Raw genomic sequence first — 15,879 nt, 5'->3', positions numbered from 1 at the left:
ATAAACACAGGCTGATAGGAAAGGAGCCGCAAATGTTAATTACAGTATCGAAGAATGGCAATGAAGGGTACACCAGTCTGCAGGAAGCGCTGGATTCCATTCCACAGGGACATCCTTCGGAGGTAACGATCCGGATCAAACCGGGCATTTACGAGGAGAAAATAACAGTGGATAAGGCTGCGCCGCCGATTCTGCTGTTGGGGGAAGACCCCCATTCCACCGTCATCACCTGGTCTGACAATGCCCATACGCTGGGCCCGGACGGAGAGCCGCTGGGCACCTTCCGGTCCGGCACCCTGAATGTGTTCGCCGAAGGCTTCACGGCCGAGAATCTGACCATCCGCAATGCTTCTGGCCCGGGTACCGGGCAAGCGGTGGCGGCTTTCGTTGATGCCGGGCAGGCGGTGTTCCGGCGGGTGCGTCTGCTGGGCGATCAGGATACGCTCTATACCGGACAGGGCAGACAATATTATAACGAATGTTATATCGAAGGCGATGTGGATTATATTTTTGGTGCCGCTACGGCTTTATTTGATCACTGCCATCTGCACAATAAGCGCTCCAGAGGTTATATTACTGCTGCGTCCACACCGGAGGAGGCCCCGTTCGGTTATGTGTTCCTGGACTGTCAAATTACCGGCGGCGAAGGGGTAAGCGAAGTGTATCTTGGACGCCCTTGGCGGCCTTTTGCGCATGTTGCCTTCATCCGCACGGTCATGGATGGTTCGGTCATCGGGGAAGGCTGGCATAATTGGGGGCAGCCGGACCGGGAGAAGAGCAGCCGGTATGAAGAATTCAGCAGCAGCGGAACAGGGGCGAACCCGGCAGCAAGAGCGCCGTGGTCCCGGCAGCTGACTGCAGAGGAAGCAGCGGAGTATAGGGTGCTGTCCGTGCTGGATGGCTGGCATCCCGAAGGTTATTAAGCTATCCGCACACTGCGGATTGGATGAGGAGGATAACTTCGGATGGAACAACTGGAACAATACATGAAACAGCTGACCGGTTCCGCACCGCGCAGCTCCGCTTTCCGTACGGACATTCCCTACGGGCAATGGCGGGCCGGGCTGGCGGCAGGCCTCACCAGACAGCTGGGCGGGTTCCCGGAGAGGCCCGCCCAGCTTCAGCCCATTCTTATGGAACGGACGATCTGTAACGGGTATAGAAGGGAACGGATCGAGATCACTACCTATGAAGGGCTGCGCATGCCGCTCTATCTTCTGATCCCGGAGCAGCCGCTGTCTTCACCCGCGCCCGCAGTTCTTGCCATTCATGGTCATGGCTACGGCAGCAGGGAGATCACCGGCCTGCAGCCGGATGGCTCGGATCGCGAAGGTGATCCGGGGCTGCATAAGGATTTTGCCGTTTCACTGGTGAAACGGGGGTTCGTAGTCGCCGCACCCGAGCTGCTGGGATTTGGCGACAGGCGTCTTGTGGAGGACCTCACCAGCGGTGAGCCCGGGCGCAATTCCTGCTTCCGCCTGTCCTCGGCACTGCTGATGGCGGGTCAGACAATGGCTGGCTACCGTATCTACGAAACCATGAGGGCACTGGATTATTTGCAGACAAGGGAAGAGGTTAGGTGCGAACGAATCGGAATTATGGGCATTTCCGGCGGCGGATTGGTAGCAGGGTTCACCGCTGCGCTTGACGAACGGATTGCCTGTGCAGTTGTAAGCGGGTATGCCAATACGTTCGCGGACAGCATTCTGACGCGGAATCACTGCCTGGACAATTATATTCCCGGTATTCTGCTGGAGGCGGAAATGCCTGATTTGCTGGGCCTGATTGCACCGCGCGGCTTATTCCTGGAATCGGGAGACGCGGATCATCTGTTTGGCCCGGACGGAGCAAAGCGGGCTTTGGCCAGACTGCAGCAGATTTACACTGCCTCGGGCAGTGGCGGCCAGGTCGAGGCGGACTTTTTTGCAGGAGGGCATGAGATTCACGGTGAACCGGCATTTGCCTGGCTGCTGAAGCAGCTTGCCGGTACTGAAAGTCGAACTTAGCTAGATACACAAGCGACAGGAGGATTAGCGATGAGTATAACTGAAGCAACAACCGGACGTTGGTCCCGTAAAATCGCGGATACAATTCTCGGAGCCTGCAACGGGCAAGGAGAGAACGAATACGTGCTGGAACGCTGGGCCTATGTCCCGGGCATGCTGCTGATGGCTATGGCACGTGCCGGAGTCCAGCTAGCAGAGCCTGAATATCTCTCGTTTATGACGCGGCATATGGACAGCTTCATCAGGGAGGACGGCTCGATCCGTTCCTATACGCTGGAGGAATACAACCTGGACCAGATCAACCAGGGGAAAAATCTGTTCCGGCTGTATCAGCAGACCGGAGAGAAGCGTTACGCCGAAGCAGCGCACCTGCTGGCTGCGCAGCTTGTCGGGCACCCCCGCACTTCCGAAGGCGGATTCTGGCATAAGAAGGTATATCCTTTCCAGATGTGGCTGGACGGGCTTTATATGGCATCCCCCTTCCTTGCGGAATACGGCAAAGTTTTTCAGCGCCCTGAATTGATTGATGAGGCGGCCCATCAGCTGCTGCTGGTGGAGCGCAGAACCCGCGATCCCCGTACCGGTCTGCTCTATCACGGCTGGGATGAATCCCGGGAGCAGGAATGGGCCGACTCGTCCACCGGCTTGTCCTCCCATTTCTGGAGCCGGGCGATGGGCTGGTATGCGATGGCTGTGGTGGACTGCCTGGAGCATTTCCCGGTTACCCATCCGCAGCGGGGAACGATCATCGGGATCTTCCAGCGGATGTGCGGCGCACTAGCAGAGGTTCAAGACTCAAAGACCGGCCTCTGGTACCAGGTGCTGGATCAGGCTGGACGAAAGGGCAATTATCTCGAAGCCTCCGGCTCCTGCATGTTTGTGTATGCGATGGCCAAGGGGCTGAGGCTGCGCTATCTGGAGCCCTTTTTTAAAGACGTCATGCTCCAAGGTTATGAAGGCATCCTGGCCCATCTGACCTCAGAGGATGAACAGGGTGTTCATTTGCATAAGATCTGTCATGGAGCGGGTTTGAGCAAGGACCGCAACGGCTCCTACGATTACTATGTTTCCGAGGCTATGGTGTCTGATGCAGCTATGGGAGTGGCGCCGTTTTTACTGGCTTCCCTGGAAGTAGAGGGGTATCGCGATAGCCATTAAGGTCTACCTGGAGTAAGATTCCGCTTACGCGCGGGAAAGCCGCCAAGTCCCTGTATTATATGTGGGTATTGGTGCGTGCGGCGGAAACTGAAAATCATGTTTTAAATTTACCGGGTTAATAATTATAGCTGCAGTCCAATCATTCGTGATGAAAGTGAATGGTTGGGCTGTTTTTTTTATGATTTGGATATTACAAGGTGTCCCCAAGAGATTATTTTCCTTTAATTTGTCTAGTACATCTTTAATTTATCTCCTATGGGGTTCAACATTATATTCGTTATATTAGATGTGCATCAAATCTAAAAAAGAGGTGATAAGGTTCAGGTTATTGTGAATGCGCTTGCAATTCCACCATTGCTGAATTAGGTGATCCAAGGATTAAACCAAAATGAGGAGAGTGGACAATGGTATCTTATGCCCGAACAAAAAAGTTTAAAAAACTGACTTCGGCGGTTGTAGGCACAGCGCTTCTGGTTACTTTGCTGCCGCAAACTGCCTTGGCGGGAGATACATGGCCGTTCAAGAATGAAAGCGCTCATGGCAAGAATCAACCGAGTGTTCACGGCTATACCAGCAATCAAATCGCGGACTGGAGTCCTGAAACAGATCCTTATGCAGCGCTTCTCAGATCCCGGGTGCCCCTGCAGCAGCGTATTGCTCCATTTGCCGCTACACAGGCTAATCCCAGACTTGATCCTAAGGTGCAAATGATTACAGTCGCCGGGGACTATGGCAATGCCTTTATCGAGAACGCCCCTTACACCAACAAGTTTGCCCAGTATCACTTCAACTACTGGCAATATATTGACTATTATTCCTACTGGCATGGTACGGCGACTGCCTATACACCGCCAGAATATTACGACGAACTGGCGCAGAAAGACTGGCAGCAGAAATGGTTTGAGTTCGGAATATTGAATATTCCCAACCCGACCTATACCGATGCGTCGCACAAAAACGGGGTGATGTCCCTGGCCGGGATATTTTTCTCTGACAATGACCGGGGACAGCAGACTTACAAGCAAATGCTTGTAAAGGATCCTGCCGGGAAATTTCCGGTGGCTGAGAAATTGATCGAAATGGCGCATTACTTCGGCTATGACGGTTATTTTATCAATCAGGAGGAAATCAGCCCTAACAATGTAGCGCCAGCAGACATTTCGGATTACATCGCTTTTGTGAAGACGCTCCAAAAAAACGGGCTGTATATACAATGGTACGATTCCCTCAATTCATCCACAGGCAGAAATGAATTTGCCCGAACGATCAATGACAACAACATCTCCTTTCTGTACGACAAAGCAGACGGTGAGAACGTTGCAGATTCCTATTTCTTTGATTATGGCGTCGGAAATACACAGATTAACAGTGCGGCTGCGTACTTAAATAAACTGAATACTTCGGCCGGAACTAACTTCAACTTGTTCGATGTCGGTTTTGCCGGTCTGGAAGCAGGCAGAGACCGGTTTAAAAGTGTTCAAGGGACGGCGCTCAATAATAAGCTGAACAACGGCCTTCCCCGCCTAAGCCTTGCCACACTGGGGGCGGATTTCGTCCATGCCGGTCTGGATGAGGATATGGGACTATCCTGGCCGGTTTCGCACCGGTCGGAGAACAATTATCAATGGATGACTAACCTTCGGGAGCAGCTCTGGTGGTCCGGTCCGAATGTGGACCCGAAAAACACGGCGAAATCGGCAACAAACACCGTTGCGGATGTTTACGCGGACAACAGATACTGGCCGGGGATTGCTTCAGTGATCTCGGAACGTTCTGTGCTTAAGAATTCCAATTTCTACACCAATTTCAATACCGGGCACGGGCTGTCCTATTATGTGGACGGAAAGATCTCGAATCCTGATGAATGGTCCAACATGAGCCTGCAGGATGTGCCGGTAACCTGGCAGTGGTGGCAGGACACCAAAGGCAACCGGTTAACGGTTGATTACGACTACGGCACCGAATATGATATTTCGGGAACAAACCGCCTGAACTATCAACAGCTGGGAGGCTATAACGGGGGGAATTCCTTGGCTGTGAACGGTAATCTTTCCAAGGAAAACTTCTTGCGTTTATACAAAAGCGACCTGAGCGTGAGCTCCGGCTCCAAAATGTCGGTCACGTATAATAAACCTTCTGCCAATGATCAGTCTGTGATGCAAGCAGGCATCATCTTCGAGGATCAGCCGGCGGTTGTGGTAAAAGTTCCCCTTCAGGACAGCGGAAAGAAAACCGCAGGCTGGGTGACCAAGGAGCTGGATTTAAGCGCATATGCCGGCAAAAAAATCGCCGCTTTCGGACTGGTCTTCACACCGGGTCAAAAAACTATATCCAACTATCAGGTGAACCTTGGCCAGATCCGGATTTATGACGGTTCGGCAGTCAAGCCTGCCCCTCCGGCCGGTCTGGAGATTACCCAACTGCTTCCCAACACGAATGAGATGTACGTGAACTGGAGCCTCAATTCCGATTATTCGAAGGTTAAGCAATACAATGTATATGTGAATGATGTCTATGTGGGCGGAAAGTACGACGAGACCTTTTATATTAAAAAGCTGCCTGCCAAATCCGGAGTGGTTAAGGTGGCCGCGGTTGGAGCGGACGGACTGGAAGGTGAAGCCGCAACGGTATCCTTTGACCTGAATTCAGCAGTCTCGGGCATCGCAACAGAGGTCGGTGCTGACGGTAAATTCGTTGTCAAATGGACGAACCCGCAGCCGTCTTCCGGCAGTATTACAGTGACTGTGAATTCCATTAACCAGATCACGACTCCGCAGCCTGTAACCGCGCAAAAGGTATTGCCGGAGGGCAGCACGTCCGCATCTTTCGGGCAAATGCCGGTTAACGGGGATGAGTTTACAGTTACTCTGAAGGCGGGTCAAACGAATACGGTTACTTATAACGGCAGGTTTACCGATTCAATTTCCGAACCCTATGCCGGGAACTGGTCATGGACAGGAAATACACTAAACCTGCCGATGCCAAACAGCAGGGATTGGCGCTACCTTTACATTTATGAGGACGGTGTAGCCAAATCCTTCCCCACCACCTACAGTTCAGGTGATAAGCCGATGATTATCCGGGGAAGAACGACCAAAGCGAGCCTTTCCTTTACCTCGACCGCGCGTGTGGTAACGGCGGTTATGGAAGATTACAGCGGCAACCGTTCAGAGCCGCTATATCTCCGGGGCAAATAGAACCTTGCCGTTGACGGGAATGGATTTTCTGAAATGAAGCAATCCTCAAGGCGCTTGCCCCCCTGGCTTCAATAAGGGGAGGCGGGCGCCTCTTCAGTATCAAAGAAAGGGATATTTCTCCTGTGTTCCAGAAAAAACGACATGATATACTTAATTTCGACAATAGACAATACATCAAGGAGGGTTGCTTATGCGGAGAGAAACCCTGTATCGCAGGTATTTTAAAGATAATTTGTTTTTGCGTTTTATTCTGATTGTGTCCTGCATATTCGTTGCCAGCATTATAGTTTTTTCCTACCTCATGTTGATGCTGATATCACAATCTGCGGTGCAGAGGCAGATGGATATTCAACGAAAGACGCTGGAGAGCGTCAGCAACTATGTCGAGCACAAGTACCAATCCGTCCAGGACATCATACGGGATGTATACCGGGATGGGGATCTGGCCAGCAACACCACCTTTCTGCTGGAAAATCCTTTCGGCGAATATGTCGAGCACCGCCTGGACCGTTTTTTTATCTCGAACGAGTCGAATTCCGATGTTGTGCAATATTTTCAGAATAAAATCGACGATGACCCGGATATAAGAAGCTTGATGTTGTACAGCGCCAACCAGCAGGTAATGTATTTTTACAGCAACCGCAGGCAGTTTGATATGGTGTCAACCAATGCCGCCCATTCGTTTGTCCCGGATACGATGTATCTGGATGAGGCCAGCAATGTTTCTATTCCGAATATTTGGGTGCTTAAGAGCCTCGGTATGCAGCGGTCGCCGATGTTCTCGGTGCGTGTTCCCATCAGCAATAAGGCATCGCTGCGTAATATTGGCCAGATGCTCGTGTATTTTGATTCCGCTTCCATTTGGCAGAGCATGAAGAATTATCAGCAGGATTTCAAAGGCACCATTCTTGTGCTTTCCGCTCAAAATGATGTGTTGTTTGATACCTCCGGCAAAGAATACGGTAAAAAATATCTGGAGCTGCAAGAAATGACTTCCGATGAGGATATATCCCTTGACGGTATGGTGGCTACCCGCCTGACCCAGAGCCAAGCCGGTTATTCGGTAGTCAGCCTTATCTCCAAGCAAGAGCTTGAGGAAACGTACAGCAGTGCCCGCAATACGATCATTACCATAGCTGCCGTATGCATTTTGTTCGCGGTATTATTGCCGGCTATGTTCATCTCCAGTTTCGCCAAAAGAACACATCGCATTATCCGCTTTACCCGCAAGGTGAAGAACGGGGATCTCAATGCGCGAATCTCGGATAGCCGGGAAGATGAACTGGGGCAGATCGCCAAAAGCTTCAACGACATGCTGGACGAATTGAACCAGTATATTGATAAGGTGTTTAAAGCTGAAATCAAACAAAAACGTACCGAAATCGCTACGCTTGAAGCGCGGGTGAATCCGCATTTTCTCTATAACACCTTGGAAGTCATCCGCATGCGTGCCGTTTCCAGCGGTGCCAAAGACGTGGGCGATATGATCTACAGCCTGTCCGTCTTGTTCAAATCCTATGTCCGGCCCAAAGCCAGATATACGTTCAAGGATGAACTGGAGGCATGCAAGATGTACCTGGAATTGTTCCGGATCCGCTACACAGACCGCTTTACGTATACCATCGAATGCGAGAAAGAGCTGGAGAATTTGCCGGTGCTGAAGATGACGCTTCAGCCGGTCATCGAAAATTATATTTTGCACGGAATGCGGACCGGGCAGAAGGATAACTGGATTAACATCAGCGTCTATCCACAGGAAGGAGTAATCCGTGCCGTCGTTAGTGACAATGGCCGGGGCATCGCGGAGGAGAAACTGAGCCGGCTTCGGCTGGATCTGGAGCAAGACGACGGGCTGTCCGAATCCGAGTCGTTTGGTCTGCGGAGCATTCATGACCGCCTCAAGCTAATGTACGGAAAGCCTTATGGTATCGAGCTTATGAGTGAAGAAGGAGCGGGAGCGGGTACAACAGTCATCATTACTTATCCCTATCCCGGCGAGGAGGAAATGAACCATGTATAAGGTATTTATTGTGGATGACGAGCCGTTCATACTTACAGGCTTGCGCGACATATTGGACTGGGAGCTGCTCGGGCTGGAGATTGTCGGCCAAGCCGAGAACGGACAGGAAGCGTTGGATATGCTTAGGGAAGTGCCTGCTGATATTCTGATTACCGATATCTCCATGCCTGTCATGTCAGGACTGGAGTGTATTCGTGCCGTAACGAAATTCTGTCCGGAAATAAAAGTGATTGTGCTCAGCGGATATGATGAATTCATGTACGTCAAAGAGGGCTTGTCTCTGGGAATTGAGAACTATCTGCTTAAGCCGATCAACCTGGCGGAATTCCAGAGTACGCTGGAAACTGTCGTCGAGAAGCTGAATGTCTCCAGAGTAGATATGGAGTGGTCACAGTATACGGCATCCGTGCTCAAGGATAATATGCTGCTGCGCTGGATGCGGAATCAGATTGACCGGAACGAACTGTCGGAGCGGCTGCAGCTGCTTGGCTTGCCAATCAATAAGCGGTTTATTCAAGTAGCCTTGATTCAGACAGAGATGGAAACGGAATCATTCCAGGTGAATACCGCTGCGCTGGCTGAGAGCAGCGCTTGGTTCTTCACCTTCTGGGACGCCGATAATGATTTTGTACTCGTACATAATTTTGAGGACAAAGACGCCGGGCCTGCGGAAATGGATGCTCTTCTAAAGAGAATGATCGGTACCTGTCCTGCTGATCTGCGGATTCGCGCTGCTGTTGGAGCGATAGAGGAAACGGAGACCACTGCTCACCTAAGCTATGAATCAGCGAAACAGGCGCTGGAATTTCTGGCTATCCATCCGGAGCGCAAGCTAATCTATTATGAACAATTGAAGGAGCGCAAAAAAGATTTAAAAGACAGCCTGCCGGAGGACTGGAACGAATATACGAAGTTAATCATCTCCAAGGATACGCCAGCGTTAATGGAGAGAATCGACTCGTATCTGTCAGAGGAACGGATGGAAGGGATTACGCCTGACCTGCTTCAAGAGATCGCACTGGACTGGATTCTGTATTTCCGCATGCTGATCAAGGATATCCGAAGCGAGATGGAGCGGGAACTCATTGCGGATGTATTGACCTCCATCAGAACGGCGAATTCCCTCCCGGCGTTGTCTGTGGCTTTGAAGAATACGGCTAAAAAAGTCATTGAGCTGCTGGAGCGCGAGGTGAAAAGCCCGGTGGTCAATCAGGTGCTGAACTACATCGAGAAATCCTATGGAGAGGATCTGTCCCTGAAAAAGCTGGGTTATACGTTCAATATTCATCCGGTGTATTTAGGGCAGCTATTTAATAAGGCAGTCGGTGAATCTTTTGCAGAATATCTGAACCGTTACCGGATTGAGAAAGCCAAGGAACAGCTGCGCACGACGAACTGCAAGGTTCATGAAATCGCGAAAAATGTAGGTTATTGGGAGATGGGCTATTTTTACAAGCAATTTAAAAAGTATGTAGGCATTTCTCCGACTGAATTCAAAGGGCTGCTCTAACAGTTGCTCTTTATTTTCTTTATTTTATACATCAGTTTATATAGTTTATCTTCTATTTGAAAATGCTTTCATTCAATAAAATGGAGACAGAGCTTAAGGAAACAGGTTGCCGGTGATAACAGGCAGGTCTGGATTCCCAAGCTAATAAAAAGGGAGGTACAGCAGATGAGCAAGAAAAAGAAAAGCTTCTCCTTATTGCTGACATCGTTGTTAGCGCTTTCTCTAACGTTAAGCGCTTGCGGAGGCAATAACAACAACAAAACAACTGACACCAATGGGGAGAACAAGGCGGGCAACAACACCGCAGCAGAAACGGGAAGTTCTGAGAAACCCGTAGAGTTGACCTGGTATACCATTGGAGCACCGCAGAAGGATTTAGACAAAGTGCTTGAGGAAGTTAACAAATATACGCTCGAAAAAATCAATGCAACCATTGATATGAAAATGATTGATTTCGGGGACTACACGCAAAAAATGCAAGTCATGGTCGCCTCAGGCGAGCCTATGGATATTCTGTTTACTTGTTCCTGGGCTTTTGATTATGTGCAGAATGCCCGTAAAGGTGCGTTTATGCAGCTGGATGAACTGCTGGATAAACAAGGAAAGGGCATTAAGGATACGATTGATCCGGCCTTCCTTGAAGGCTCCAAAGTCGACGGCCATAATTACGCTGTTCCGGCGAATAAAGAGCTTCCGGCACAAGAGGTATTCCGCTTCAATAAAGAATTGCTGGACAAATATAAGCTGGATATCACCAACGTGAAATCTATGGAAGGTCTGGAACCTCTGCTGAAAACGATCAAAGAAAATGAACCGGAAGTGACTCCATACGCAATGGTCAAGGACTTTATGCCGGTTCTGCCTTTCGATTACATTATCGAGAAAATGCCTATGGCCGTATATATGGACACCAAGGACTACAAGGTTGTAAATATCCTGGAATCTCCTGAAATTAAAGAAGCCCTTAAAACGGTTCGCAAATTCTATAAGGCAGGCTATATCTCTCCAGAAGTAGCAACCACCTCATCAGTTGATGACTTGTACAAATCAGGCAAATGGTTCACGGACCGTGCGGCTACCCAGCCGTTGGCCGACAATCTGTGGTCCGCAAGCTACGGTTATCCGGTAGTCTCCACTCCAGCCGGTCAGCCTTACATCTACAACTGGTCCGTCATGGGCTCCATGCAGGCCATCTCCGCCAACTCCGAACATCCTGAGAAAGCGATGGAATTCCTTAATCTGTTGAACACAGACCCTGTACTGCGCAATATGATTGATTCCGGTATTGAAGGCGTGCATTACGAGAAGGTCGGCGACAACATGGTCAAGAATCTGCCGGATGCGAAGAACTATGATATGCCTACTTTTTCACTCGGCAACATCATGATCAACTATTTGAACGAGGGCGACCCTGAGAACAAATGGGAAGAGTTCAAGAAATTTAACGATGCCGGCATTAACGCGCCGCTGCTCGGGTTCAACTTCGATACGTCGAAAATAACCAATGAAATCGCGGCGGTACAAAATGTTAAAGAGGAATTCTGGGCTCCGCTCATGACGGGAGCGGTAGATCCGGAAGAATATCTGGCCAAAGCCAATGAAAAGTTCAAGGCTGCCGGACTGGATAAAATTATCACTGAAGCTCAATCACAGCTTGATGCCTGGAAAGCAGCGAACAATAAGTAGAAACTTATTCAAGATCGGGCGGGTGATTAGACTTTGCCCGGTCTTTTGATTATGAAGACATTGATCTTTGCGGGATAGGAGGAATAAGTATTATGGGTAAAATTCGAAATACAACCCGAGATGTTGTGAGAAATAAAGTACTGCTGTTCATGGTTCTTCCGGGTACGTTATGGTTTTTATTTTTCTCCTATCTGCCAATGATCGGGACGGTCATTGCCTTTAAAGAATACCGTTTCAGCCGGGACGGGTTTTTGGCCAGCATCGTAAACAGCAAGTGGGTTGGCTGGGATAACTTCAAGTTCTTATTCACCACGAACGATGCGTATCTGATTACACGCAATACACTGTTGTATAACATGGCTTTTATCGTGGTGGGACTGATCTTATCGGTGCTGCTGGCGGTAGTGCTCTCTGAGATTGCCAATAAAAAGCTGGCCAAGCTGTATCAGACGGGGATGTTCCTGCCGTATTTTCTGTCCTGGGTGGTCGTGGGCTATTTTGCTTTCAGCTTCCTCAGCTCGGAGCGGGGATTGCTGAACGAAATATTTGGAAGCCACATTTCATGGTATTCAGAATCGAAATACTGGCCTTTCATTCTTATCTTCGTGTACTTGTGGAAGGCAGTAGGATATAACAGCGTAGTCTATCTGGCCGCGATCATGGGCATTGACAAGTCGCTGTACGAAGCGGCGATGATCGACGGAGCAAGCAAATTTCAGCAGATCCGCAACATTACGCTTCCGCTGCTCAGTCCGATTATCACCATTATGACCTTGCTTGCGATCGGGAAGATTTTTTATGCGGATTTCGGACTGTTCTATCAAGTGCCAAGAGATTCGGGGACGCTCTACAGCGTGACCAATGTTATCGATACGTATGTGTACCGCGGACTCAAGACGACCGGTGAGATCGGCATGAGCACAGCTGCGGGCTTGTATCAATCAGTGGTTGGTTTTGTTCTGGTCATTACCTCCAATTACATCGTGCGGAGATTCGATAAGGACAGTGCCTTATTCTAGGTCAATGAAAGGTCAATGAAGGAAAGTGAGGGAATCCTATGTCTGCAAATCCTGCTAAAGCGCGCAACTTCCATGAGCTTTCTAAAGGATGGAACATCATTTTTAATTGCATTGCCGGCGCTTTTGCTTTTCTTTGTATTTTTCCGTTTCTGTTTGTGGTGATCATCTCGTTCACCGATGAAGGAGCGCTCGCCCGGGAGGGCTACAAGTTAATCCCCTCTAAATGGAGCGTTGGGGCCTATCAATATATCTTTGATTCAGGTGACACTTTACTCCGTTCATACGGGGTGACTATCTTTGTAACGGTGATCGGCACCATTGTCAGCCTGCTGTTTATTGCGCTGTACGCCTATGCCATTTCACGTAAAAGCTTTAAATACCGCAATTTCTTCGCGTTCTTCGCCTTCTTCACGATGCTGTTTAACGGGGGGCTGGTGCCGACCTATATTGTCGTGACCCAGTTTCTTGGATTGAAGGACAGCATTTGGGCTTTGATTCTGCCGCTGGCCGTCAATGCCTTTTATATTATGATTCTGCGCACCTTCTACAGCACCAGCGTGCCGGATGCCATTATTGAGTCCGGGAAAATCGACGGGGCCGGCGAATTCCGGGTGTTCCTTACCCTTGTTCTGCCGCTGTCGCTGCCCGGCCTGGCTACGATTGCACTGTTCAGCACGCTCGGGTACTGGAACGACTGGTTCAACGCCTTGCTTTATATTGATAATCCCGATCTGGTGCCGCTGCAGTCGATGCTGATGCGGATTGAGACCAGCATGCAATTTATCCTGCAAAACTCGCAAAACAGTTCGCTTAGTCTGGAGGCGCTGCGGTCGATGCCTCAGGATACATCACGTATGGCCATGGTGGTGCTTGCCACAGGACCGATCATTTTTGCATATCCATTCTTCCAGCGTTATTTCATCCAAGGACTTACCGTAGGTGCAGTTAAAGAATAAGACAGAACAGGAGAGCGGGTGTGGGGACAAAATGATTTACAAAGACCGTACGAAGCCGATTAAGGAGCGGACAGCGCACCTGCTGGGGCTGATGACGCTGGAGGAGAAGGTGGGCCAGCTGATTCAGCTTTTCGGCTGGCAAACCTATGAATATACAGAAGGCAGAGTGGAGCTGGACGAAAGCTTTAAACGTCAAGTCCGGGAAGGCGGCATCGGCTCCCTATACGGAACCCTGCGGGCCGACCCCTGGACCGGCGTTACGCTGGAGACAGGACTGAGCCCGCGTGCCGGGGCCGAGGCGGTAAATGCCATTCAAAGCTATGTGCTGGAGCATTCCCGGCTTGGAATTCCTATGCTGATCGGGGAAGAGTGTTCCCATGGACATATGGCTATTGGCGCAACCGTCTTTCCCGTTCCGCTGCTTCTCGGCAGCACTTGGAATGTGGATATTTACAGGGAGATGTGCCGGGCAACCGCGCTGGAGACCCGCGCCCAAGGCGGAGCGGTTACGTATTCGCCGGTGCTGGATGTGGTGCGTGATCCCCGCTGGGGCCGTACCGAGGAATGTTTTGGAGAGGACCCTTATCTTATCGGCGAGTTCGCCGCCGCTTCCGTTGAAGGGCTGCAGGGCGATGCACTGGATAGCGAGTCCAGTGTTGGCGCTACGCTGAAGCATTTTGTTGCCTATGGCAGCTCGGAGGGCGGCAGGAATGCAGGTCCCGTGCATATGGGGAAGAGAGAGCTTCTGGAAGTGGATATGTATCCCTTCCGCAAGGCAGTCGCAGCCGGTGCCGTGTCAATCATGCCTGCCTACAACGAAATTGATGGAGTGCCTTGCACCAGCAATACTGAGCTGCTGCGGGACGTGCTGCGTGGAGAGTGGGGGTTCGACGGCATGATCATCACCGATTGCGGTGCCATTGACATGCTGGCTTCCGGCCATGATACGGCAGCGGACGGTGAAGAGGCTGCTGTGCAGGCCATTCGGGCCGGTATTGATATGGAGATGTCTGGCGAGATGTTTGGCCGTCATCTGCTGCAGGCCGTCACTTCCGGCCGTCTGGAAGAGTCGCTGCTGGACGAAGCCGCTGCCCGTGTGCTGGACCTGAAATTCCGGCTGGGCCTGTTTGAACAGCCGTTCGCCGATCCTGATCGGGCGGAGCGGGTCATTGGCAGTCCAGAGCATGCCGGTTTGGCGCGTACAATCGCCGCAGAAGGTATTGTGCTGCTGAAAAATAACGGTGTCCTTCCGCTGTCCAGACGCGGAGGCACGGTCGCTGTCATCGGGCCCAACGCCGATGCCGGCTATAATCAGCTCGGCGATTACACCTCGCCGCAGCCTCCATCCAAAGTGGCAACTGTTCTGGATGGCATCCGGCATAAGTTCTCGGCAGAGCCGGAGCGGGTAAGATATGCGCCGGGCTGCCGCATCAAAGACCATTCCACCGAAGGTTTTGACTTTGCAGTGGAGTCGGCGGCCGGGGCAGATACGATCATCCTCGCACTGGGCGGGTCCAGCGCTCGGGACTTTGGAGAAGGAAGTATTGATTTAAGAACCGGAGCCTCCAAGGTTACGCACAATGTACTCAGCGACATGGACTGCGGGGAAGGCATTGACCGGATGTCGCTTCAACTGTCCGGTGTTCAACGGGAACTTGTGAAGCGGCTGAAATCTCTCGGCAAACCTATAGTGGTCGTCTATATCAATGGCCGGCCCATCGCCGAGCCGTGGATAGATGAGCAGGCGGATGCGATTCTTGAAGCCTGGTATCCGGGACAGGAAGGCGGCCATGCTATCGCGGATATTCTATTCGGCGATGTGAACCCTTCGGGGCGGCTGACTGTATCCGTCCCGAAGGATGCAGGGCAGCTTCCCGTTCACTATCTGGGCAAACGGTCCCGCGGCAAACGTTATCTGGAGGCAGATTCGCAGCCGCAATATCCCTTCGGCTTCGGGCTAAGCTACACCGAATTCAATTATACAAATTTGCGGGCAGAGCCCGCTGTAATTCACGCGGACGGGACTGCCGAAGTGACGGTGGAAGTGGAAAATACCGGCCGGTGCAGCGGAGCGGAAGTGGTTCAGCTGTATATTTCCGATCTTGTCAGCAAGGTAACCCGACCGGCCAAGCAATTGAAAGGCTTCCGCAAAATCCGGCTGGAGCCGGGTGAAAAGCAAGTGGTTGCTTTTACGGTCAACGCCGAGCACTTGAGCTATATCGGACCGGCGTACACACCAGTGGTTGAACCGGGAATATTCAGAATTGGAGTTGGCAGAAATGTCAACGATACGCTCAATATTGAACTTGCGGTGTTGGAGGAATAGA

10 protein-coding genes are annotated in these 15,879 nt (G+C 50.9%); all 10 read left to right on the top strand.

The window, feature by feature from the left end; translation table 11 throughout:
• Positions 1-32: 32 nt before the first annotated feature.
• The 10 genes from NSS79_RS24920 (at position 33) to NSS79_RS24875 (ending at position 15,878) form a co-directional block, all read left to right on the top strand.
• Positions 33-923: a pectinesterase family protein gene (locus NSS79_RS24920; RefSeq protein WP_340897065.1), complete on the top strand. Its 891-nt coding sequence runs from the start codon at positions 33-35 to the stop codon at positions 921-923.
• Positions 924-965: 42 nt separating this feature from the next.
• Positions 966-2,006, top strand: coding sequence for an alpha/beta hydrolase family protein (locus NSS79_RS24915; protein WP_342436568.1), 1,041 nt, complete (start codon positions 966-968; stop codon positions 2,004-2,006).
• Between the two features lie 30 nt (positions 2,007-2,036).
• Positions 2,037-3,164, top strand: coding sequence for a glycoside hydrolase family 88 protein (locus NSS79_RS24910; protein WP_342436567.1), 1,128 nt, complete (start codon positions 2,037-2,039; stop codon positions 3,162-3,164).
• 404 nt (positions 3,165-3,568) lie between these two features.
• A complete protein-coding gene (locus tag NSS79_RS24905) occupies positions 3,569-6,361 on the top strand; it encodes a hypothetical protein (RefSeq protein ID WP_342436566.1) in 2,793 nt (930 codons plus the stop codon).
• A 190-nt stretch (positions 6,362-6,551) separates the two neighbouring features.
• Complete coding sequence (locus NSS79_RS24900) at positions 6,552-8,381, top strand: sensor histidine kinase (RefSeq protein ID WP_342436565.1); 1,830 nt, start codon at positions 6,552-6,554, stop codon at positions 8,379-8,381.
• The gene (locus NSS79_RS24895) at positions 8,374-9,891 is read left to right on the top strand and encodes a response regulator transcription factor (protein ID WP_342436564.1); all 1,518 of its coding nucleotides are present in this window, start codon (positions 8,374-8,376) and stop codon (positions 9,889-9,891) included. The genes NSS79_RS24900 and NSS79_RS24895 overlap by 8 nt, the downstream gene beginning before the upstream one ends.
• Positions 9,892-10,056: 165 nt before the next feature.
• Positions 10,057-11,577, top strand: a complete 1,521-nt coding sequence (locus NSS79_RS24890) for an ABC transporter substrate-binding protein (RefSeq protein ID WP_342436563.1) — start codon at positions 10,057-10,059, stop codon at positions 11,575-11,577.
• A gap of 92 nt (positions 11,578-11,669) precedes the next feature.
• Positions 11,670-12,596 (top strand): ABC transporter permease subunit, encoded by a 927-nt coding sequence (locus NSS79_RS24885; RefSeq protein WP_076114341.1) that lies wholly within the window; start codon positions 11,670-11,672, stop codon positions 12,594-12,596.
• Positions 12,597-12,634: 38 nt separating this feature from the next.
• Positions 12,635-13,552, top strand: coding sequence for a carbohydrate ABC transporter permease (locus NSS79_RS24880; protein WP_342436562.1), 918 nt, complete (start codon positions 12,635-12,637; stop codon positions 13,550-13,552).
• A gap of 31 nt (positions 13,553-13,583) precedes the next feature.
• Complete coding sequence (locus NSS79_RS24875; protein ID WP_342436561.1) at positions 13,584-15,878, top strand: glycoside hydrolase family 3 N-terminal domain-containing protein; 2,295 nt, start codon at positions 13,584-13,586, stop codon at positions 15,876-15,878.
• Position 15,879: the final 1 nt, after the last annotated feature.

Origin of the sequence: Paenibacillus sp. FSL L8-0436 (assembly GCF_038593025.1) — a bacterium.
Lineage (GTDB): Bacteria > Bacillota > Bacilli > Paenibacillales > Paenibacillaceae > Paenibacillus_AQ.
This window is presented reverse-complemented; position numbering and strand designations above follow the sequence as displayed.